The organism is Burkholderia sp. MSMB1498, from assembly GCF_001526245.1.
Taxonomy (GTDB): Bacteria; Pseudomonadota; Gammaproteobacteria; order Burkholderiales; family Burkholderiaceae; genus Burkholderia; species Burkholderia savannae.
In genome coordinates this window covers 51,151-73,553 of record NZ_LOYJ01000075.1, presented here as the reverse complement: position 1 = coordinate 73,553, position 22,403 = coordinate 51,151, and the positions used below count along the sequence as shown (strand labels likewise).

At 66.3% G+C, this 22,403-nt stretch carries 19 protein-coding genes; 11 read left to right on the top strand and 8 right to left on the bottom strand.

Annotated features, from left to right (window positions below; all coding sequences use genetic code 11):
* Positions 1-77: 77 nt before the first annotated feature.
* From WS91_RS17070 to WS91_RS17050, 5 genes are all read right to left on the bottom strand, one after another.
* Positions 78-605 (bottom strand): Hcp family type VI secretion system effector, encoded by a 528-nt coding sequence (locus WS91_RS17070; RefSeq protein ID WP_004530039.1) that lies wholly within the window; start codon positions 603-605, stop codon positions 78-80.
* Positions 606-748: 143 nt separating this feature from the next.
* Complete coding sequence (tssC, locus tag WS91_RS17065; RefSeq protein WP_161788681.1) at positions 749-2,254, bottom strand: type VI secretion system contractile sheath large subunit; 1,506 nt, start codon at positions 2,252-2,254, stop codon at positions 749-751.
* Between the two features lie 2 nt (positions 2,255-2,256).
* The gene (gene tssB / locus WS91_RS17060) at positions 2,257-2,805 is read right to left on the bottom strand and encodes a type VI secretion system contractile sheath small subunit (protein WP_038751464.1); all 549 of its coding nucleotides are present in this window, start codon (positions 2,803-2,805) and stop codon (positions 2,257-2,259) included.
* A gap of 33 nt (positions 2,806-2,838) precedes the next feature.
* Positions 2,839-3,789, bottom strand: coding sequence for a type VI secretion system protein TssA (locus WS91_RS17055; protein ID WP_038751467.1), 951 nt, complete (start codon positions 3,787-3,789; stop codon positions 2,839-2,841).
* A 1,606-nt stretch (positions 3,790-5,395) separates the two neighbouring features.
* The gene (locus WS91_RS17050) at positions 5,396-6,910 is read right to left on the bottom strand and encodes an acetyl-CoA hydrolase/transferase family protein (protein WP_038751469.1); all 1,515 of its coding nucleotides are present in this window, start codon (positions 6,908-6,910) and stop codon (positions 5,396-5,398) included.
* 362 nt (positions 6,911-7,272) lie between these two features.
* Between WS91_RS17050 and WS91_RS17045 the strand changes: the two genes are divergently transcribed.
* From WS91_RS17045 to WS91_RS17015, 7 genes are read left to right on the top strand one after another with little or no spacing between them, the layout of a single operon-like run.
* The gene (locus WS91_RS17045) at positions 7,273-7,962 is read left to right on the top strand and encodes a CDP-alcohol phosphatidyltransferase family protein (protein WP_038751471.1); all 690 of its coding nucleotides are present in this window, start codon (positions 7,273-7,275) and stop codon (positions 7,960-7,962) included.
* Positions 7,959-8,732, top strand: coding sequence for a HalD/BesD family halogenase (locus WS91_RS17040; RefSeq protein ID WP_038751474.1), 774 nt, complete (start codon positions 7,959-7,961; stop codon positions 8,730-8,732). Before WS91_RS17045 ends, WS91_RS17040 begins: the two co-directional genes overlap by 4 nt.
* Positions 8,729-9,730: an HpnL family protein gene (locus WS91_RS17035; RefSeq protein WP_059670662.1), complete on the top strand. Its 1,002-nt coding sequence runs from the start codon at positions 8,729-8,731 to the stop codon at positions 9,728-9,730. The genes WS91_RS17040 and WS91_RS17035 overlap by 4 nt, the downstream gene beginning before the upstream one ends.
* A gap of 41 nt (positions 9,731-9,771) precedes the next feature.
* A complete protein-coding gene (locus WS91_RS17030; protein ID WP_038751478.1) occupies positions 9,772-10,539 on the top strand; it encodes a phosphocholine cytidylyltransferase family protein in 768 nt (255 codons plus the stop codon).
* Positions 10,536-12,224: a phosphoenolpyruvate mutase gene (aepX, locus tag WS91_RS17025; RefSeq protein WP_038751481.1), complete on the top strand. Its 1,689-nt coding sequence runs from the start codon at positions 10,536-10,538 to the stop codon at positions 12,222-12,224. Before WS91_RS17030 ends, aepX begins: the two co-directional genes overlap by 4 nt.
* Positions 12,221-13,423, top strand: a complete 1,203-nt coding sequence (gene aepY / locus WS91_RS17020) for a phosphonopyruvate decarboxylase (RefSeq protein WP_059670661.1) — start codon at positions 12,221-12,223, stop codon at positions 13,421-13,423. Before aepX ends, aepY begins: the two co-directional genes overlap by 4 nt.
* Positions 13,424-13,425: 2 nt before the next feature.
* A complete protein-coding gene (locus WS91_RS17015) occupies positions 13,426-14,493 on the top strand; it encodes a 2-aminoethylphosphonate aminotransferase (protein ID WP_059670665.1) in 1,068 nt (355 codons plus the stop codon).
* Positions 14,494-14,574: 81 nt separating this feature from the next.
* Here WS91_RS17015 and WS91_RS17010 read toward each other — a convergent pair whose 3' ends face one another.
* A complete protein-coding gene (locus tag WS91_RS17010; protein WP_081989918.1) occupies positions 14,575-15,273 on the bottom strand; it encodes a DJ-1/PfpI family protein in 699 nt (232 codons plus the stop codon).
* 147 nt (positions 15,274-15,420) lie between these two features.
* Between WS91_RS17010 and WS91_RS17005 the strand changes: the two genes are divergently transcribed.
* Together WS91_RS17005 and WS91_RS17000 are read left to right on the top strand one after the other, a co-directional pair.
* A complete protein-coding gene (locus WS91_RS17005) occupies positions 15,421-16,380 on the top strand; it encodes a GlxA family transcriptional regulator (protein WP_059670660.1) in 960 nt (319 codons plus the stop codon).
* A 360-nt stretch (positions 16,381-16,740) separates the two neighbouring features.
* A complete protein-coding gene (locus tag WS91_RS17000; RefSeq protein ID WP_059579659.1) occupies positions 16,741-17,814 on the top strand; it encodes an FUSC family protein in 1,074 nt (357 codons plus the stop codon).
* Between the two features lie 355 nt (positions 17,815-18,169).
* Here the strand turns inward: WS91_RS17000 and WS91_RS16995 are convergent, their stop codons facing one another.
* The gene (locus WS91_RS16995) at positions 18,170-19,090 is read right to left on the bottom strand and encodes a LysR substrate-binding domain-containing protein (protein WP_059579656.1); all 921 of its coding nucleotides are present in this window, start codon (positions 19,088-19,090) and stop codon (positions 18,170-18,172) included.
* A gap of 108 nt (positions 19,091-19,198) precedes the next feature.
* On the opposite strand from WS91_RS16995, the gene WS91_RS16990 reads away from it, so the two are divergent.
* Entirely contained in the window at positions 19,199-20,281 is a 1,083-nt protein-coding gene (locus WS91_RS16990; protein ID WP_059579651.1) for a tartrate dehydrogenase, read from the top strand.
* Positions 20,282-20,506: 225 nt separating this feature from the next.
* Here WS91_RS16990 and WS91_RS16985 read toward each other — a convergent pair whose 3' ends face one another.
* The gene (locus WS91_RS16985; RefSeq protein WP_059579648.1) at positions 20,507-20,857 is read right to left on the bottom strand and encodes a hypothetical protein; all 351 of its coding nucleotides are present in this window, start codon (positions 20,855-20,857) and stop codon (positions 20,507-20,509) included.
* Between the two features lie 11 nt (positions 20,858-20,868).
* Between WS91_RS16985 and WS91_RS16980 the strand changes: the two genes are divergently transcribed.
* Positions 20,869-22,179: an MFS transporter gene (locus WS91_RS16980; protein WP_059670659.1), complete on the top strand. Its 1,311-nt coding sequence runs from the start codon at positions 20,869-20,871 to the stop codon at positions 22,177-22,179.
* The last annotated feature ends 224 nt before the right edge of the window (positions 22,180-22,403 follow it).

Genomic DNA, 22,403 nt, shown 5'->3' with positions numbered 1-22,403 from the left:
TGCATGTTCCCGAGTGTTGTGGCGCGAGGCCACAACACTGCCCAAGGTTAGCCTGGAAACTAGAACCTTCCGACGGGTTAGATCGGGGCGTTCTGCTTGAGGTCGTATCCGGCCTTGATCACTGCGCCCATCGTGCCGTCGTTACGCTGCTCGCGATACTCGAACTCGATCTGGGCGAAGTTGATCCGGATCTGGTCGGTCGGCAGCACGCCGTCGACTTCGCCGCTCGCGTGGCCGAGCTGCGAAATCGGCATGTTGCCGAGCGTGCGGAACGACGACACGAGGCCGCTCGCGAACGAGATCGTCAGGAACTCCTGCTGGCCCTTGCCCGACTTGCGGCAGATCAGCTTCGCGTTCTGGATGTGCTCACCCGTCGCACACATCAGGAACAGCTTCGGCGACGCCTTGTTCGACACCATGCGGAACTCGAAGTCCTTCATCTCGACCTTACCCGCGCCGCCGCCGCTGCCGAAGCCCCAACGGCCCGAGTTCTCTTCCGCCCACTGCCAGCTCTGAATCTGGATCAGACCGGGATATTGCTGATCGGTCGACTCGCCCTCGACGCCATCGATCTGCAAGAAGTAATCAACCAACGCATTTGCCATGCTATGAACTCCTAATTAGTTATAACAAGACCATATCGAAAAGACCGCTGTTGAATCCGCTGCGAGACGCATCGACTCCGCCCCGCAACGCCTCGAACACCTCCTTCTTTAAGCGAAACCGCAACCGGCCCGGTAGTCGCGGCTCAGGTCGTCACCTCGTGCTTGGTCGACGGAAGTTTCGAAACCAGCCGGAGAGAAACGGTCAAACCCTCCAGTTGGAAATGGGGGCGCAGGAAAAACTGCGCGCGATAGTAGCCGGGGTTTTCCGGAATCTCGTCGACGACCACTTCCGCCGCCGACAGCGGACGCTGCGATTTCGTGACCTCGCTCGAGATGCTCGGATCGCCGTCCACATAGTTCATCAGCCAGTCGTTCAGCCAGCGCTGCGTATCCTCGGCCGACTTGAACGAACCGATCTTGTCGCGAACGATGCACTTCAGGTAGTGCGCGAAACGGCACGTCGCGAAGATGTACGGCAGGCGCGACGACAGGTTCGAGTTCGCGGTCGCGTCGTCGTCCTCGTAGATCGCCGGACGATGGACGGTCTTCGCACCGATGAACGCCGCGGTATCCGAATTCTTCCGGTACACGAGCGGCATCAGGCCCGATTCGGACAGCTCGTGCTCGCGCCGGTCCGAGATCGCGATTTCGGTCGGGCAGTGCAGGTCGACTTCGCGATCCTGCGAAGGCAGCACGAACTTCGGCAGCACCTCGACCGCGCCGCCCGACTCGACGCCGCGAATCTTCGTGCACCAGCCGTATGTCTTGAACGCGCGCGTGATGTTCGCACCCATCGCGTACGCGGAATTCGCCCAGCAGAAATCCTCGGCGCGGTTCGGGTCGACCTTCTCCTCGAAACCGAACTCCTCGACGGGCTGCGTCTTCGGGCCGTACGGCACGCGAGCAAGGAAGCGCGGCAGCGTGAGCGCGAGATAGCGCGAGTCGTTGCTCTCGCGCAGGCGGCGCCAGAACGCATATTCGGTCGCGGTGAAAATCTTCGACACGTCGCGCGGATTCGACAGCTCGCTCCAGTCGTCCATCTGCAGCAGGCCCGGCGCGGCGGCCGCGATGAACGGCGCGTGCGCGGCCGCCGAGATCTTCGACATCTCGGTCAGGATCGACACGTCCTGCATGCTGTGGTCGAAATAGAAATCACCGATCAGGCAGCCGAACGGCTCACCGCCGAACTGGCCGTATTCCTGCTCGTAGATCATCTTGAAAATCGGACTCTGGTCCCACACGACGCCCTTGAAGCGCCGCAACGTCTTGCCGAGATCCGCTTTCGAGATGTTCAGGTAGCGGATCTTCAGGTTCTCGCTCGTGTCGGTGTTCGATACGAGATAGTGCAATCCGCGCCACGCGCCTTCGAGATTCTGGAAGCGCTTGTTGTGCAGCACAAGCGTCAGTTGCTCGGAGATCTTCTTGTCCAGCTCGGCGACCAGCTGCTCGATCGTCTGCGCGACGTCCTCGCGAACCACGACCCGGCTGCGCCGCGCATACGTGAGCAGCGTTTCGACGGCGTTCTGCACCGCCTCCGCGGCCTCGTTGGTGCGCGGCCGGAACGAGCGACGCAGGATGTCCTTCAGATCTTCGTTGACGTTGTTCTGATCGACGACTACCTTCTCGGCAGACGATTCAAGCTGCTGCATACTCATTTCGCACCCTCTTCCGGTTGTTGGCCGTCGCCTTCGCCGTTGCCGCCGGATTGCTCCGTCGCCTCGGCCTCGTTCGCCCACTGCGGGCTCTTCAGCAACTCCTGAATCACGTCTTCCGCCGCGGCCTTGCCGTCCATGTAGGTCAAGAGCTCCTTCAGGCGATTGCGTGCCTCGAGCAGCGTCGACAGCTCGGGAATGCGCTTGACGACGTCCGCGGGCTCGAAGGATTCCATCGACGTGAACGTCAGATCGATCGGAATCAGCGTGCCGTCGTTGGTCAGCACGTTCTTCACGTGATAGCTGAGCGACGGCGCGATCTGCGCCATGCGCTCGTCGAAGTTCTCGACGTCAATCTCCTGGAAGCGCCGATCCTCGACGGGGCCGAGCGGCTCAACGTTGTCGCCCGACAGATCCGCCATCACGCCCGCGACGAACGGCAGCTCGACCTTCTTTTGCGACCCGTAAACCTCGACGTCGTATTCAATCTGCACACGGGGCGCACGACTCTCCCCGATGAATTTCTGTCCATCCTTTTGTCGAACCATGATGAGCAAACCCTCTACACGAAGTTGTTCACGTTACTTGATAGAGCTCTGCGGCCGGTTCAGCTGGGCCACGAGAGACGCCGCCTCGGGATAGAGCTCCGCCATCACCTCCTCGAAACCCGCCCCTAGCATTCTTTGAATCCGCGACAGGAAGATCGGCGCCGGATGGCTCGGCTCGTGCAAGCGGAAGTACTCGACGATTCGCTCGAGCGCCGCACCGACTTCCTGCCTCGACCTCAGCGCGCCGCCCGGCCCGGCGGCCGGTTGTCGCGTATCGGGCGCAGGCGCGCCACCGGGCGTCGAGTCCACCGACTCCGTACCTGCGGCGTTCGTCTTGTTCACCTCGTCCGCCTCCGAATGCGCCTGCACGAGCCGCGACGACGCGACGCTCAACAGTTCGAGCGCGCGTGCGACGTTGAGCTCCTGCTCCACCGCAGCTATCGATTCCCTGATTCTCGATAAGGAATCCTGAATGTCATGTACAAGAGTATTCGCTCTAATGCGATAATCAGGATCCTCCACGATCGAAGCCGCCCGCCCGCCGATCAGATCGTTGAGCGTCGCATCGCGGTCTTCGAACCGGGAACTGCCGAGCTGATGCAGGAACTGCGAACCAGCAAGCCAGCCAAGATGAATCAAAAGGGTTTCGCCGGGCGACTCGTCAGGCAACGCGCGAGGATGCAATTCCTCGACGGGCGCGCTCATCAGATCGGCCAGCAATCGCGTGCCGTCGGCGAGTCCGCTCAAGCCGCGCCGCGCGATGCACGCACGCAGATGCCAAATGGCGACCCGCACGTCTTTCGCCTTTTTCAATAAGGCGAGACATCCGGTTTCGACGGAGACCCACTGGAACGCGCCCTCTCCCTTGCGCTGAGGCGCGTAGCCGACGGAATCGTATTCGCAGATGGCTGCGTCGATTTTGATAAAATCTTCGTCGAAATCCAGCAAGTCCGGCGACTGGCCCGGTAGTGCAACGTCGTTCATGGTCTATCCACAAATCACAAGCGTCGGGAACCGACTTCGCAAAGCTAGATTAGTTTGCGTTCCGTCAAAATGCCCAAACTTAATTCTTCGAATGTATTAGCGACCACATAACTCGATGCTTACCATCTGCCAAAGCGTTTTGGGGAATTAGATTGGTATCCGCTGGAATAAGACAAACGAACGCCTGCGGGTTCCAGGAAAATATTCCACGGAAACCGTTTACGCCGCCGGTTTTTTTCTCAGCGATATTAACCCGCCCCTTCCGCCCAGCCCGATCCCTGCGAGCTGGCTAGCGCCAGCCTTCCGCATCGGCGATCGGTAAGATGCACTTCCATTAAATCAAATACGGCGCGCACATAAATCACTACGCCGTCGCATTTGCGGCGGAAATATCATCCAAGCACCGGGTTTAATCTGAAACGTCACACCTTAGTGGCCCTCAACGACAACGGCGTGACAATCATTCATATCGTTACAGTCTACGCTGTAAACTTATAGAACGCTCGTAAATTTGGCAAGCAGAAATAAATTTTTCTTACAAACGGAACTGTAAGTTTGATTCAATGAAATTGAAATATAAGGATTGCCTCCGAAGCGGAGCGAGTTTCGAACGACGCGGAGATTTTTATCTTGCGCGATCCTTCCGATCGCTTTTTCTTAACCCGCCTGCCGAATTACTCAATCACTACTTCATACATTCCGATCAGGCTTCTTCGACTACTTAATATGTATTCGCAATCGTTTGCGCGGCCTGTCGACCCACAATAAACCCACCTCGCCGGAATTGCAAGCGGGCCGAAAATGCCCGCCGCACGTACATCAAAGCCAATGAAGCGAGAACGCGGCGCGAATGCGCATAAAGGCGGCGGGTGAAACATCTTTGTTACATTGGGATCAATTTAACTCGACTGAGAGACAACTTATTTGCCGACTGGATCGTCTGTCCGCTATAAGCGCGATACCAACGCGATAGCGCATGGATCGGCGTGGTCCCAAGAAGGCGTTTTACTTGTCGTTTGAGGCCCGGATGCTCGTCCGCTGCACGACGGCAGCGACGATCGGTCCGACAGGATCGATCGTCATGTCATTCAGTAGGATGACGAACAGTTTTAGAGACGATTAAGTGCCTGCGGTTTCCCCACGGAACCGAATACATCCTCGGGAATTGCGCGCCCGATGCCCCGTGCCGCGCCAGCGCTCGTGCCACGATCCATATTTATAAGCAACCCGAAGCTCATGGACTCGATTGCCTGCTCGAACGCGCCATTCGGGCAATGTCGTGTTCTCACTCCCGTCCCGGCTGCGCCCCGGTCGGTTCGCTCGCTCCTCGACACGGGCATCGGAACGAACGACGCAGCGCATTTCGTCGCGCCAGCGTGTCGGCGTGTATCCAGTATCTATCTAGTCGCTACTAGATAGTAGAAGGCGCTCCCGCCTGCGCGCCCCGCGGCGCGTCGGCCGCGACGCCGCCCTTTGCCGGTCCTCTGCGCACGACGCCGCCAATAACGAAACGGCGCGGCCACCATCCGGCGCCGCGCCGTTTCGTCAGTCCGATGTCCGCCCGAGCGTCGACCACCGCACGCGCGGGGCCTCGAGGAACCGATCGTCAGGCCTTCATCGATCCGGTTCGCACATAGCGTTCATGCCAAGACAGCGCTTCGCCGAGCAGATGCGGCGTCTGCTTGCCGAAGCTCTCGCGGCTCGCGCGCTCGAAGTAGTCGTCGAGCATCGGCCGATAGTCGGGATGCGCGCAATTCGCAATGACCTTGCGCGCGCGCTGCTTCGGCGACAATCCGCGCAGATCCGCGAGCCCCTGCTCCGTCACGACGACCGCGACGTCGTGCTCGGTGTGGTCGACGTGGCTCGCCATCGGCACGATCCGCGAGATCGCACCGCCCTTCGCGGTGCTCGCCGACATGAAGCACGACAGATAGCCGTTGCGGGCGAAATCGCCGGAACCGCCGATGCCGTTCTGGATCTTCGTGCCCATCACGTGCGTCGAATTGACGTTGCCGTAGATGTCGGCCTCGATCATCCCGTTCATCGCCACGATGCCGAGGCGGCGCACGAGCTCCGGATGGTTGCTGATCTCCTGCGGCCGCAGCACGATCTTCGAGCGAAACGTGTCGATCTCGTCGGCGAAGCGCTTCACGGCGTCCGGGCTCAGCGACAGCGCGGTCGCCGACGCAAAGCTCAGCGTGCCGTTCGCGAGCAGGTCGAGCATGCCGTCCTGGATCACTTCCGTGTACGCGGTCAGGTTCGAGAAGCCGCCTTCGCCGAGGCCGGCGAGCACCGCGTTCGTGATGTTGCCGACGCCCGACTGCAGCGGCAGCAGGTTTTCGGGCAGGCGGCCGCGCTTGATCTCGTGGCGCAGGAAATCGATCAGGAGTCCGGCGATCTGCTTCGACGCCGTGTCGGGCGCGGCGAATGCGTTGCTGCGGTCGGGCGCGTCCGTTTCGACGATCGCGACGATCTTCTCGGCCGGGCAGCGCAGATACGGCTCGCCGATCCGGTCGTCGCTCTTCACGAGCGGAATCGGCTTGCGGTTCGGCGGCAAAGCGGTGCCGTAATAAATGTCGTGCATTCCGTCGAGGCCGAGCGGCTGCCGCGAATTCACTTCGAGGATCACGCGCTTCGCCTGGTCGAGCCACGTCTTGTTGTTGCCGACCGACGCCGACGGAATCAGGCTCCCGTCCTCGCGGATGCCCGCCACTTCGACGATCGCGACGTCCAGCTCGCCGAACAGGCCGAACCACGCGTACTGCGCGACGTGGCTCAGGTGGATGTCCTGATAGTCGAGCTCGCCCGCGTTGATCTTGTCGCGCAGCGTCGGATCGGATTGGTACGGCAGGCGCATCGAGATGCCGTTCGCCTTCGCGAGCGCGCCGTCGAGCTCGGGCGCGGTCGACGCGCCCGTCAGCACGTTGATGCGGAAATCTTCGCCGCGCGCGTGGGACGCCGCGATCCGCGCGGCGAGCGCGGCCGGCACCGCTTTCGGATATCCGGAGCCGGTGAAGCCGCTCATCGCGACGGTCATGTTCGGGCCGATCAGCGCGGCGGCCTCGTCGGCGGTGCGGACGAGGGAGCGCAGGCTGGGAGCGAGGATACGAGAGGTTGGCATGGCTGAATGTCGAACGGTTGTATTAGATCTGGCGACGCAGCGCCGCAAGGGTGTCTCCGGAGTGGCGCGCGCTTGCGGCGCGGGCGGCGGTCACGGGCCGGCGGCGCAAGCACGGCCCGAGTATCGCAGAGCGCGCCGCGGCATAGTGTCCGCCCCGTGCAAAAGTAACTTGCCGGATTTGCTGGATATTTGCCCGAAATCAACTTCAGGCGACGCGCGCCATCACGCGGCGGGCGACCGCCACATCTCGGCGTCCCGCTCCCGGCAAAGGCCAAACCTTACACCACACTTTCCGCCCCCGTACAATCGGGCGCCTCAGTCATGAAAAAGCAATAAATTACGATTCCGTATATATTTCGCCGATGGACCCAAGAAAATCCGCCGCCAGCCGCATTTCGAGCCCACCTCCCCGCACGTGGGACGCCCGACTCGCACGCCGGCTCGTCACGCCGCTCGTCGGCACGCCGGTGACGCCGAACCACCTGACCACGCTGCGCCTGCTGATCGGCCTCGCGGGCGCGTGGTGCCTCGCGCAACCCGGCTTCGGCTGGATCAACGCGGGCGCTTTCCTGATCGTGCTGTCCAATTTCGTCGATCACACCGACGGCGAGCTCGCACGGATCAGCGGCCAGTCGAGCAAGCTCGGCCACTTCTACGATCTCGCGAGCGACGCGCTCGTCACGGTTGCGCTCTTCGTCAGCATGGGCGCCGGCGTCGTCGCGGCGGGCGGCCAGATGGCCGCGTCGCCCGTGCTGCTCGGCGCGCTCGCGGGCGCGGCCGTCGCGCTCATCTTCTTTCTGCGGATGCGGATCGAGTCGTTCGCGGGCAAGGCGGGCACGAAGCAGGCATTCGTCGGCGGCTTCGAGACCGAGGACGTGCTGTATCTGCTTCCCGTCGTCACGCTGCTCGACAGCGTCGAGCCGTTCCTCCTCGCGGCGGCGATCGGCGCGCCGCTCTTCGCGGCGTGGGTCGTGATCGATTACTGGCGCATCGTGCGCCGCGGCAGCGCGTCCCGCGCGCCCAATTCAACCGAAATCCAACCCACCAAATGATCACGGAAACCGAAGCCTGCGCGGCCCACGGCACGCTAGACGAAGCCGTCGCCGCGCGCATCGGCGCGCTCGACGCCGCGCGGCTGCGCGGCGATTTCGCGCGGCAGGACGCGTTTGTCTACCTGGACGAATTCCTGCCGAAGGATCTCGCCGGCCGCCTCGCCGACTGCGCCCGCGCGCTCGTGCCCGACATCAACCGCAACTTCCTGCCTGGGCACAAGCAAGGCGGCAGCGTAAGCCGCCACACGATCGACGAGAAGGCGCCGCTCATCGCCGAGCTGTACCGCTCGAAGGCGCTCGTCGGCTTCCTCGAGACGCTGACGGGCGACAGGCTGCTGCCGTCGCCGGACGACGATCCGCACGCGTACGCGCTGTATTACTACACGAAGCCGGGCGACCACATCGGCTGGCACTACGACACGTCGTACTACGACGGCCGCCGCTACACGCTGCTCTTCGGCGTGATCGACGATTCGACGAGCCGCCTCGACTACGAATTGCACACGCGCAACCCGGGCGTCGCGGACGAGCCGGGTTCGGTGCAGATCGCACACGGCGGCATCGTGTTCTTCGACGGCGACAAGCTGCGCCACCGCGTGACACCGCTCGGCGAGAACGAGATCCGCGTGTCGCTGACGTTCGAGTACGTGACCGACCCCGGGATGCGGCCGTGGAAACGTTTCGTGTCAAACATGAAGGACGCGATCGCGTACTTCGGCTTCCGTCAGGTATTCAAGCAAACGGCGACGCGCCGCCCGTCGCGCTCATGACGCGCACCGGCATGATCCTGCTGTCGCTCGGGACGGCAGCGTTCGTCGCCCTCCTTGCGTGGCAGGGCTTCGGCGCGGTCGCGGCGACGCTGTTCGCGGCCGGCTGGGGGCTCGCGCTCGTCGCGGCGTTCCACCTGGTGCCGCTCGTCATCGACGCGGCCGCGATCGCAGTGATGTTCCGTCCCGGCGAGCCGGGCAGCGGGCTTCATGACGCGCTGCGCGCGCGCTGGGTCGGCGAATCGGTCAACAGCCTGCTGCCCGCCGGGCAGATCGGCGGGCCGGTGCTGATGGTCCGCCATCTCGCGCAGCGCGGCGCGCGCCTGGCCGACGCGGCGGCCGCGATCACGGTCAGCACGACGATGCAGGCGCTCGCGCAGATGGTGTTCGCGCTCGTCGGCATCGCGGCGTTCAGCGCGTACGCGACGCACGACGCCGCGTCGCATCTGCGCACGCCTGCGCTGATCGCGACCGCGGTGCTGGGCGGCTGCGCCGCGCTCTTCTACTTCGCGCAGCGTCGCGGCCTGTTCGGGCGCGGGCTGCGCGCCGCGTCGAAGCTGCTCGGCCCGCGCGACTGGTCGTCGCTCGCGACGCGCGCGGACGCGATCGACGACGCGCTCGGCAAGCTGTACCGCGAGCGAGCGAAGGTGCGCACGACGTTCGTGCTGAGCCTCATCGGCTGGGTCGTCGGCACCGCGGAAGTGTGGCTCGCGCTGCGCTTTCTCGGCCATCCGGTGAGCTGGCTCGACGCGCTGCTCCTCGAGAGCGTCGGGCAAGCGATCCGCGGCGCGGCGTTCGCGATCCCCGGCTCGCTCGGCGCGCAGGAAGGCGGCTATCTGCTGCTCGCGCCGCTCGTCGGGCTGCCGCCCGACGCAGCGCTCGCGCTGTCGCTCGCGAAGCGCGCGCGCGAGCTCGCGCTCGGCCTGCCCGGCATCCTGTATCTGCATTTCAGTGAAAGAAACTGGCAGCGGCGGCGCGCGCCGCTGCCGATCGCCGACTGATCCGACGACGAGACGGTCGGCGCCCTTTGCGTGGAGAACTCATGCGAGCCATCATTCTTGCGGCGGGCCTGGGCCTGCGCCTGCAACTGCCTCCCGAGGCTCAATTCCCGAAGTGCCTGCTGCGCTTCGACGACAAGTCGCTCCTCGAGCGGCACCTGCGCGTGCTCGACGCGGCGGGCGTCGACGAGATCGTGCTCGCGCTCGGCTTCCAGTCCGAGAAGGTCGAAGCCGAGCTCGCGCGCCTGAACCGCAAGGCCGAGATCGTGCTCAACCCGCGCTACGACCTCGGCAGCGTGCTGACCGTGCACACGGCCGCCGACGCGCTCACGCGCGGCGGCGACGTGCTGCTGATGGACGCCGACGTGCTGTACGACGAGAGCATCCTGCACGCGCTCGTCGCGGAGCCGTCGCGCGCGATCGATCGCCTTCTGATCGACCGCGATTTCGAAACGGGCGACGAGCCCGTCAAGCTGTGCGTGAAGGACGGCGTGCCGGTCGAGCTGCGCAAGCAGGTCGCCGCCAATCTCGACTACGACACGATCGGCGAATCCGTCGGCTTCTTCCGTTTCAGCGAAGGCGCCGCGCGCCGGCTCGCCGAGATCGTCGCGGGCTACGTCGACGGCGGCCGCGCGAACATGCCGCACGAAGAGGCCGTGCGCGACCTGCTGCTCGAAGGCGGCCGCGCATTCGACATCGCGGACGTGACGGGCGCGCCGTGGATCGAAATCGATTTTCCGGGCGACGTCGCGCGGGCTCGCGACGAAGTCCTGCCACACATCCAACAACGAACGATAGGGGCCATCCGATGAATGCACGCGAACCGAACTTCACCGAATCGCGCAGCGCGCGGCTGCGGCGGATGCTGACGAGCCGCGAGCTCGAATTCCTGATGGAAGCGCACAACGGCCTGTCCGCGCGGATCGTCCGCGAGGCGGGCTTCAAGGGGATCTGGGCGTCGGGGCTCGCGATCTCCGCGCAGTTCGGCGTGCGCGACAACAACGAGGCGAGCTGGACTCAGGTCGTCGACGTGCTCGAATTCATGGCCGACGCGAGCGACCTGCCGATCCTGCTCGACGGCGACACCGGTTACGGCAACTTCAACAACGTGCGCCGGCTCGTGAAGAAGCTCGAGCAGCGCGGCATCGCCGGCGTGTGCATCGAGGACAAGCAGTTTCCGAAGACCAACAGCTTCATCGACGGCGAGCGCCAGCCGCTCGCCGAGATCGACGAATTCTGCGGCAAGATCAAGGCCGGCAAGGATTCGCAGAGCGATCCGGATTTCTCGATCGTCGCGCGCGTCGAGGCGCTGATCGCCGGCTGGGGGATGGACGAGGCGCTGCGCCGCGCGAACGCGTACGCGCAGGCCGGCGCGGACGCGATCCTGATCCACAGCAAGCTGTCGCGGCCCGACGAGATCCTGCAGTTCGCGCGCGAATGGAGCGGCCGCGCGCCGCTCGTGATCGTGCCGACCAAGTATTACAGCACGCCGACCGACGTGTTCCGCCAGGCCGGCATCAGCACCGTGATCTGGGCGAATCATCTGATCCGCGCGTCGGCGTCCGCGATGCAGGCAGTCGCGCGCGAAATCCAGGACGGCGAAACGCTCGTCAACGTCGAGGAGCGCGTGGCGAGCGTCAACGAGATCTTCCGTCTGCAGGACGCCGACGAGTACTCGGCCGCCGAGCGGATCTACCTGTCGTCGAGCTCGCGCGCGTCGAGCGCGGCGCTCGTGCTCGCGGCGAGCCGCGGCAAGGGGCTGGAGGCCGTCACCGAGGACAAGCCGAAGGTGATGCTGCCGATCGCCGGCAAGCCGCTCCTGCGCTGGCTCGTCGACGGCTTCAAGAAGCAGGGCGTGAACGACATCACGGTCGTCGGCGGCTATCGCGCCGATGCGATCGACACGTCGGGCGTGAAGCTCGTCGTCAACGAGCGGCACGCGCAAACGGGCGAGCTAGCGTCGCTCGCGTGCGCGGCCGAGCGCCTCTCGGGCGACACCATCGTCTCGTACGGCGATCTGCTGTTCCGCAGCTACATCCTGCGCGATCTCGCCGAGAGCGAGGCCGAGTTCAGCGTCGTGGTCGATTCGTCGCAGACGCAGCCGTCGAACCAGAGCGTGCGCGACTTCGCTTTCTGCTCGGCCGCCGACGACCGCGGACTGTTCGGCCAGAAGGCCCATCTGCGCCGCGTGTCGAGCGATGCGAGCGAGGGCGAGCCGCACGGCCGCTGGATCGGGCTCCTCAACGTTCGCGGCGCGGGCGTCGCGCGGCTGAAGGCGATGCTCGACACGCTAAAGGCGCGCGGCGATTTCGATTCGCTCGATTTGCCGGCGCTGCTGAACGCGCTCGTCGACGCGGGCGAGAAGATCGAAGTGCAATACGTGCACGGCCACTGGCGCGGCGTCAACGATCTCGACGACTTCCGCCGCGCGGGCGATTTCGCGCACGGCCAGACGCCGTATGCGGAGCAGAGCGCGGCCAACGGAGGCGCGAGATGATCGAAGCCGCACAGTTCGTCGAGGCGGCGCGCGAGCGCGGCTTCGACTGGTACGCGGGCGTGCCGTGCTCGTATCTGACGCCGTTCATCAATTACGTGTTGCAGGACCCGGCGCTCCATTACGTGTCGGCGGCGAACGAAGGCGATGCGGTCGCGCTCGTCGCGGGCGCGACGCTCGGCGGCCGGCGCGGGATCGCGATGATGCAGAACTCGGGGCTCGGCAACGCGGTGAGCCCGCTCACGTCGCTCACGTGGACGTTCCGGCTGCCGCAACTGCTGATCGTCACGTGGCGCGGCGAGCCGGGCGTGCACGACGAGCCGCAGCATGCGTTGATGGGCCCGATCACGCCGGCGATGCTCGACACGATGGAAATCCCGTGGGAGACATTCCCGACGGAAGCCGACGCGATCGGCCCGGCGCTCGATCGCGCGATCGCGCACATGGACGCGACGGGCCGCCCGTACGCGCTCGTGATGCAAAAAGGCAGCGTCGCGCCCTACGCGCTCGAGCGCGCGGCGATGCCCGAGCGCCGCGCGCACGTCGCCGCGCATTCGACGCAGCGCGCCGCCGAGCCCGCCGAGCCCGCGGCGTCGCCGACGCGTCGTGACGCGCTCGCGCGGATCGTCGAGCGCACGCCCGTCGGCTCGACGGTCGTGCTCGCGTCGACGGGCTTCTGCGGCCGCGAGCTGTACGCGATCGACGATCGCCCGAACCAGTTGTACATGGTCGGCTCGATGGGCTGCGTGACGCCGCTCGCATTGGGCCTCGCGCTCGCGCGGCCGGATCTCGCCGTCGTCGCGGTCGACGGCGACGGCGCCGCGCTGATGCGCATGGGCGCATTCGCGACGCTCGGCGCGTACGGGCCGTCGAACCTCGTGCACCTGCTGCTCGACAACGGCGCGCACGAATCGACGGGCGGCCAGGCGACGGTGTCGCAATACGTGTCGTTCGCGGGCGTCGCGGCCGCATGCGGCTACGCGTCGGCGATCGAAGGCGACGATCTCGGCGTGCTCGACGCGGCGCTCGACGCCGCGCGCGCGGGCGAGCAGGCGCAAAAGCATGGCGGCGCGCACTTCGCGCGCCTGTCGATCCGCACCGGCGTGCCCGACGGCCTGCCTCGCCCGAGCGTGACGCCCGTCGACGTGAAGGCGCGCCTGATGCGCCACATCGGCGCGACGCCTGCCCGACGAGGAGAATGAAGATGCTGTTGCTGAATCCCGGCCCCGTGACGCTGACGGAACGCGTGCGCAGGAGCCTCCTCCAGCCGGACCTGTGCCATCGCGAAAGCGAGTTCTTCGATCTGCAAGACGAGGCGCGCGCGCGGCTCGTCGCCACGTATGCGCTCGATCCGGCCGAATGGAGCGCGGTGCTGATGACGGGCTCCGGCACGGCCGCGGTCGAGAGCATGATCGCCGCGCTCGTCCCCGAGAACGGCAAGCTGCTCGTGATCGAAAACGGCGTGTACGGCGAGCGGATCACGCAGATCGCCGCGCAGTACCGGATCGCGCACGAGGTGCTGAGGCACGACTGGATGCAGGCGCCGGATCTCGCGCGCGTCGCCGCGAGGCTCGACGCCGATCGCGCGATCACGCACGTCGCGGTGATCCACCATGAAACGACGACGGGCCGCCTGAACGATCTCGACGCGCTCGCCGCCGTGTGCCGCGCGCGCGGCGTGCGGATGCTCGTCGACGGCGTGAGCAGCTTCGGCGCGGAAGCGATCGATTTCGCTGGCGGCGACATCGACGCAATCGCCGCGACCGCGAACAAGTGCCTGCACGGCGTGCCGGGCGCGGCGTTCGTGATCGTGCGCCGCCGCGCGCTCGCGTCGGCCGCGAGCCGCACGTACTACCTTGATCTCGGCCGGCTCGCGACATTGCAGGACGCGCGCAACACGCCGTTCACGCCGTCGGTTCACGCGTACTACGCGCTCGTCGAGGCGCTGCGCGAATTCGACGAGGCGGGCGGCTGGCGCGCGCGCCACACGCGCTACGCGGCGCTCGCCGAGCAGGTGCGCGCGGGTCTCGCCGCGCGCGGGATGCCGCTCGTGCTGCCGGACGGCGAATCGTCGGTCGTGCTGCGCGCGTACCGGCTCCCGGCCGGTGTCACGTACGAGCAGTTGCACGACGGGCTCAAGGCGCGCGGCTTCGTGATCTACGCGGGCCAAGGCGGGCTGTCGAGCGCGTTGTTCCGCGTGTCGACGATGGGCGCGATCGAACCGGCGGACGTCGAGCGCCTGCTCGACGGCTTCACGGCGCTCACGCGCTGACACACTAGCACCGCAAGCAAGAAACGGCGCCGCGCTCGATTGCGCGGCGCCGCTTTTTTGAGGGCATCGCGTGTGTCGCATTCAGCCGCCGCGCCGATACATCGCCGTCGCGGCGTCCTTGCACGGCTCGAAGAACCATGCGTGCGCGGCGAGCACCTCGTTCGTCAGCGCCGGGCCGGCCAGCGCCGGCGTGCCGACGCCGAACGGCGGGCGCGGATGATATTCGATCGTCAGCTCGACGTGCTTCGCCTCGTCGACACCGCGCAACTCGGCAAGCACGAGCAGCGCCGCCTCGAAGCCGCCCGTGGCCGGGCCGGCCGTATACAGATTGCCGTCGATCACGACCTCGCCGCCGCCGACGGGCTGCGCGCCGAGATCGGCGAGCGCGTCGAGCACGTGGAAATTGGTGGTCGCGCGACGGCCGTTCAGCAAGCCCGCCGCGCCGAGCAGCAACACGCCGCCGCAGATCCCGATCACGTAGCGCGCGCGGCTCGCGTGCCGGCGCACGAACGCGATCACTTCGTCGTCGGCGATCACGTCGGCCGGCACCGCGCCGACGACGAACGCGTCGAGATCGTCCGGACAATCGGCGAAGGCCGTCGTCGCCGCGATCGGGAACGGCGGCAACGCGCAGATCGGATCGCGCGTCTTCCACAGCAGGTGAAGTTCGGTCTGCGGCGCGAAGCCGAACACGGCGTGCGCGCCGAAGAGATCCATCACGGCAACGCCGGGCGCGAGGAGAAAGCCGATTTTCAGCGGTCGTTGTGCAGTCGGGGGCACGGTTCGTCCTTTTCGAAAAGTGATGATGAGATGCAAGGCTCGCGGGACGGTACGCAGCGCCCCGCACGACGACCAGCTTAGCGCGCGGCCGATTGGCGGTTATGCCAAACTGGTTGCAATTTCCGCCAACGCTTTCCCGATGCGCGCATGATCGTCTATATCCTCGTCTTTCCGGATCTGAATCTCCTCGATTTGTCGGGCCCGCTGCAAGTGCTGTCGAGCGCGAACGAGCTCGCGCGCGACACCGGCGGCGAAGCGCCGTACGACGTCCGCGTCGTCTCGCGCGGCGGGCGCAGCGTGCGGACGTCGACGGGCATCTCGCTGTCGACGCAGCCGCTTCCGCCCATCGACGCGCTGGCGGATACGGTGATCGTCGCGGGCGGCGTCGGCGTCGACGCGGCCGCGCGCGACGCCGACACGCTCGCCTGGCTGCGCGCGCACGCGCGGCAGGCGCGGCGCGTCGTGTCGATCTGCAACGGCGCGTTCCTGCTCGCCGCGTGCGGGCTGCTGGACGGCCGCCGCGCGGTCACGCACTGGCAATGCTGCGACGAGCTCGCGCGGCGCCACCCGCGGGTGCGCGTCGAGCATGCGCCGATCTTCGTGCAGGACGGGCCGATCTGGACGTCCGCGGGCGTCACGGCCGGCATCGATCTGTGCCTGCGCCTCGTGACGAACGACTGCGGCCACACGCTCGCGCTCGCGGTCGCGCGCCATCTCGTCGTGTTCCTCGTGCGGCCGGGCAGCCAGGCGCAGTTCAGCACGCCGATCGAACTGCAGAGCGCGTCCGGGCAGTTCGCCGATCTGCATGCGTGGATTCGGCGTCAACTGGCCGGCGACCTCTCGGTGCCGACGCTCGCCGCCCGCGTGAACATGAGCGAGCGCAGCTTCGTGCGCCATTACCGCAACGCATTCGGCACGACGCCCGCGAAGGCGGTCGAGCGCATCCGCGTCGAGACCGCGCGTAACCTGCTCGGCGAAACCGCGCTGCCCGCCAAGCAGATCGCGCAGCGCTGCGGGTTCGGCAGCGTCGCGACGCTGCGGCGCAGCTTCGCGCGTGCGTTCGATACGTCGCTGCACGAATATCGAGACCGGTTCCGCGGCGCGTAGCGCGCGACACGTAGCGCGCGATGCGCATTGCGCGGCACACGACACGCAGCGCGCAACGCGCCGCGATATGGGCGCGCCTCGCCGTGTCACTGCAAACGTTGGCCGCAACCGCAATCGGACGCACATCGATCGGACATCGAAGCGACGCCCGGCCGCCGTTTCTTCTCATGCATTCATCCGCACCCGCTTCTCCGCGAATCGCACCGCCACGCGCGTCGACATTACGCGCCGCGCGGGAATCGCCATGCCGCGCGCTCGCCGCGATGGACAGCGCATCATGCTTAGGTTAGCGTAACGATCGACTCCGCCACGATGCGCGCCGCGCACGGCGCGCCGCCCTCATTGCCACTGCGCAGTATCATGACCTCGACCTTACAGACCCGCCTGCCCGGATTCGCCCGCAACGCGCTGCGCCCGGTGCTCGATCCCTACCGCCGCTATCGCCACGCGAAACTGATCCACGCGGCGCGCGTCGCGCTGAGCGTGCTCGCCTCGATCGCGCTGACGACCGGCCTGCACATTCCGCACGGCGAATGGGCGACGATCACGGTGCTGATCGTGATCGGCGGGCTTCAGCATCACGGCAACATCCGCAAGAAAGCCGCCGAGCGCGCGCTCGGCACGCTGATCGGCGCGATCGCCGGCCTGTCGCTGATCCTGCTGCAAACCACCGCGCACCTGTCGCCGTTGACGTTTCTCGTGATGAGCGTCGCGTGCGGCTTCTGCGCATATCACGCGATCGGCAAGGCCGGCTATATCGCGCTGCTGTCCGCGATCACGATGGTGATCGTCGCCGGCCACGGCGACAACGAGATCGCCGACGGCCTCTGGCGCGCGGTGAACGTGCTGATCGGCATCGCGATCGCGCTCGCATTCTCGTTCGCGCTGCCGCTTTACGCGACCTACTCGTGGCGCTACAGGCTCGCCGACGCGTTGCGCGGCTGCGCGGCCGTCCACGCGCGAATCGCGGGCGAGCGCCACGTGAGCGACAACGAGCATCTGAAGGACATGGCGAAGCTCAATACGCTGCTCGTCCAGCTCCGCTCGCTGATGCCGTCGGTATCGAAAGAGATCTCCGTGTCGATGGCGCAGCTCGACGCGATTCAGCGGAGCCTGCGGCTGTGCATGAGCTCGCTCGAAATCCTGTCGAACCTGCAGCCCGGTGCCGACGACGAAGCCGGCAGGCGCTTCGTCCAGGCCCAGATGAAGGCGGACAACCGGCGGATTCAGGAGATGCTCGTCGGCGCGGCGCGCGCGCTCAAGTTCGGCACGCTGAGCCGGCTCGGGCCGCTGCACGGGCCGGCCGCGCAGGCCGGCGAGTACGCGCCGCCCGCGCAATTATCCGGCTACGTGTCGCTGACGGCGAAACTGGCGCACGAGATCGAGCAGCTCAGGCAGCGGCTGCACGATATCGCGCCGCAATGGAACATTTGAGCGGGCGGCGGCCGTACCGACGCGCGCTCGCCCGCCCATCGCAGCGCGTGCGCCCGCGCGCGACGCCGCCGATAGGCGAGCGATCGTCGGCATGAGCCGCGAGGATATGGCCTGACCGATTGCCTGCGCGGCGCCTGGAGCACGATGCTCGACACCCGCTGCGCCGTATGCGGCGAACAAAATCCGCCGTCGATGCATTGCCGAAAATCGGGAGCGCGAATCGATTTCGTCACATCGTCTTCGTGAATGGCCGGCGCTCGACAGACAAAGCACCCGCCTCACCCGGCCGTTCGCCATCGATCAAGAATCCGAACGAAACCCGCCGCGTCGTCCGCGCTCGCGATAGGCGAAGCGCCTACCCCTTGCGCAGCCTGCCGAGCTCGTCGGCCAGGTAATCGACGAATGCGCGAATCCGCGTCGACATCTGATGGCGCTGCGCATAGACGGCGTAAATGTCCGCGCTCGGCGTTTCGTACTCGGGCAACACGACGACGAGGCGGCCGTCGGCGAGATATTCGTCGATGTCCCACTCGGCGCGCATCAGGATGCCGTGTCCGTCGAGCGCCCATTTGACGGCGATTTCGCCGTCGTTCGTCGTCAGATTGCCGTTGATCCGGATCGCCTCCGTCTTGCGCGATGCGCCGCGCCCGCTCGTCAGCCGCCAGACGCCGTAGCCTTCGTCGCCCTGCCGGATGCCGATGCAGTTGTGCTTCGTGAGATCGTGCGGCGTCGCCGGCATCCCGTGCCTCGCGACGTACGACGGCGCCGCGCACAGCAGCCGCCGGTTCGGCGCGAGACGCCGCGCGACGACCCGCGTGTCCGGCGGCTCGCCGAAGCGCACGCACACGTCGAACGCATCGTCGGTGAGCGGCGGCGGCATCACCGACAGCTGCAACTGCACGGCCACCTGCGGGTAGCGGGCCACGAAGCGCGAAATCGCGGGCCCGACGTGGCTGCGCCCAAAGCCGAGCGTCGCGTTCACGCGCAACAGCCCTTTCGGATTCTTCTTCGCACTGCCGAGCAGCTCGCCCAGTTCGTCGATCTGGTCGAGTATCCGGCGCGCGTACTCGAGATAGGCCTCCCCTTCCGGCGTCAGCATCATCCGCCGCGTCGTGCGGTTGACGAGCGGCACGCCGGCGCGCTGCTCCATCTGCGTGAGCCGCTTGCTGACGGCCGCCGCCGTCAGTCCGAGTTCGCGGGCGGCGGCGCTCAGGCTGCCCGATGCGGCGAGCGTCGAGAAGAAACCCAGGTCGGCGGGCTGAACGGCATCCGTCACGGTTTCGCTTGTGAATTAAAGTTAAGGATGCTTTGAGTCTAGCACCGGTTTCTTGACTCGCAGTTCGATAAAGTGCGCTCACATTCACGAATTTCAGAGGATGGAGGCATGAAGACCTATCGAATCGCGACCATTCCGGGCGACGGCATCGGCAAGGAAGTCGTTCCCGCGGGCAAGCAGGTGCTGGAGGCGCTCGCCGGAACCACTCGACGCTTCGCGTTCGAATTCGAGAACTTCGACTGGGGCGCCGACTACTATCGCCGACACGGCGTGATGATGCCCGACGGCGGCCTCGACGCGCTGCGCGACAAGGACGCGATCCTGTTCGGCTCGGCGGGCGACCCCGACGTGCCCGACCACATCACGCTGTGGGGCTTGCGTCTGAAGATTTGCCAGGGCTTCGACCAGTACGCGAACGTGCGCCCGACGCGCATCCTGCCCGGCATCGATGCGCCGCTCAAGCGCTGCACGCCCGACGATCTGAACTGGGTCATCGTCCGCGAGAACTCCGAGGGCGAATACGCGGGCGTCGGCGGGCGCGTGCACCAGGGACATCCGATCGAAGCGGCGACGGACGTGTCGATTCTCACGCGCGCAGGCGTCGAGCGGATCATGCGCTTCGCGTTCCGGCTCGCGCAATCGCGTCCGCGCAAGCGGCTGACGGTCATCACGAAGAGCAACGCGCAGCGCCACGCGATGGTGATGTGGGACGAGATCGCGAAGCAGGTGTCGGCCGAGTTTCCCGACGTGACATGGGACAAGGAGCTCGTCGACGCGGCCACCGCACGCATGGTCAACCGGCCGGCGTCGCTCGACACGGTCGTCGCGACGAACCTCCACGCGGACATCCTGAGCGATCTCGCCGCGGCGCTTGCGGGCAGCCTCGGCATCGCGCCGACCGGCAACATCGATCCGGAGCGCCGCTATCCGTCGATGTTCGAGCCGATCCACGGCTCCGCGTTCGACATCATGGGCAAGGGGCTCGCGAATCCGATCGGCACGTTCTGGTCGGTCGTGATGCTGCTCGAGCATCTGGGTGAAACGGAAAGCGCCGCGCGCGTGATGCGCGCGATCGAGGCCGTCACCGCGAACCCGTCGCTTCACACGGGCGACCTCGGCGGCCGCGCAACGACGGCGCAGGTGACCGCCGCCGTCTGCGCGCTCGTCGAGAGGGCCGAAGTCACCGCGTGACGCCCGGTGCGGGCATGCGATGCGCGCGAGCCGCATTGCTTCGGCATCGCGCGGCGCGTGGACCGGCTTCGCGTCGAACGCGGGGTGCGGCCGGCCGCAGTATGGCATCGCGTCGCTTCTCGGTTGGCTTTGCATTAGGCACGACGCATCACGCATCACGCATCACGCATCACGCATCACGCATTAGGCATTAGGCATTAGGCATTAGGCATTAGGCATTAGGCATTAGGCATCGCCACGCGATCGTGACGCGCGCGCCGGCGAATGAGCCATGACGTCATGCAGTTCGACTGCTGCCGCAATCGCGCCTGACCAGTTCGCAGAAACCGGCGTGGCAGCGATGGCCGATGCGCCGAGAAACACCCATCGAAGCCGGCGCGTCACGCCGCTTCGATCGAACGACGAACGGCGGCGCGGATTTCGATCGAGAAACCGCGCGGAGAAACGCAGCGCGGCCGCGCGATGCGCACGCACCGGTCTCCCGGCCGGCGCGCGCGACAACGATCGCGCGCCGCCCGCCTCGAAGCCGTCGCGCGTCGTCCGGATCTTTCCAATAGAGCACGGCTCGACCTCCAAGGAGGAGACACATGCAACCCGATCTCGAGTCCCGGGTTTCCCGGAAACTCACGTGGCGCATCATCCCGTTCGTGATGCTGCTCTACTTCGTCAGCTTTCTCGATCGCGTCAACGTGGGCTTCGCCGCGATGACGATGAACAAGGCGATCGGGCTGTCGCCGACCGCGTTCGGGCTCGGCGGCGGCCTCTTCTTCATCGGCTACTTCCTGTTCGAGGTGCCGTCGAACCTGATCCTGCATCGCGTCGGCGCGCGCATCTGGATCGCGCGCGTGATGATCACGTGGGGTATCGTATCGGCGGCTTCCGCGTTCGCGGCCGGCCCGGCGAGCTTCTACGCGCTGCGCTTTCTGCTCGGCGTCGCCGAGGCGGGCTTCTTTCCCGGCATCATCCTGTACCTGAGCCTGTGGTTTCCCGCGAAGCAACGTGCGCTCGCCGCCGCGTGGTTCATGGCGGCCGCGCCGATCTCGACGGCGCTCGGCTCGCCGCTGTCGGGCGCGATCATGCAGTTGCCGCCGATGTTCGGCCTCGCGAACTGGCAAACGCTCTACGTCATCGAGGCGCTGCCGGCGATCGCGCTAGGCTTCGTCGTCCTGAATTTCCTCACCGATGCACCGTCGAACGCGCACTGGCTGCGAGCCGACGAGCGCGAATGGCTGATCGCGAAACTCGATGCGGAAGCCGATCTGCGCCACGCGCACGCGGGCCACACCGCGGGAGCGTGGAACGCGCTGCGCGATCCGCGCGTGCTGGCGCTCTCGCTCATCTACTTCGGCACGTCGGCGGGCCTCTACACGCTCGGCCTGTGGGCGCCGCTAATGATCCGGCAATTCGGCTTCAGCGCGCTCGAAACCGGCCTGCTGAACGCGATTCCGAGCCTCGCCGCAGTCGTCGCGATGATCCTGTGGGCGCGGCGCTCCGATCGCACCGGAGAACGAACCTGGCATGTCGTGATTCCGTGCGTGCTCGCATGCGTCGGCTTCGTCTTCGCGGGCCAGGCAAGCACCGCGCTGCTCACCGTGCTCGCGCTCGTCGTCGTCAACGTCGGGATCAGCGCCGCGAAGGCGCCGCTGTGGGCGATGCCGAGCATGTTTCTGTCCGGCGCGGGCGCGGCCGCGGGCATCGCGATGATCAATTCAATCGGCAACCTCGGCGGCTTCGTCGGCCCGTTCGCGATCGGCTGGCTGAAGAATCTGACGGGCGGCTATGCGGCGGGGCTGTACGTCGTCGCGGCGACGCTCGCGCTGTCCGCGATCGTCACGCTGCTGCTGAGCCGCAAGGCCCCGCAGCAAGCGCTCATCTCGCGCGTGCGGCACAACCATTGAACGATGCGGCCACGGATCGAAAGCGTGCGTCTCGATTCGCGCCGCACCGCAACTCGTCGGCCGCGCTTTCTCCGACTGCCATCGACGAACCGTTCCGGCACCGCAAGCGCCGCATCGGATTCCGAAACAACGTATGCCGAACGTTCGCGCCGCGCAATGCGCGCGTTCCGGTTCGCACGCGAGCGACCGATGCCCGCGCGCGTCGCCGCGACTCGCTCACGCGC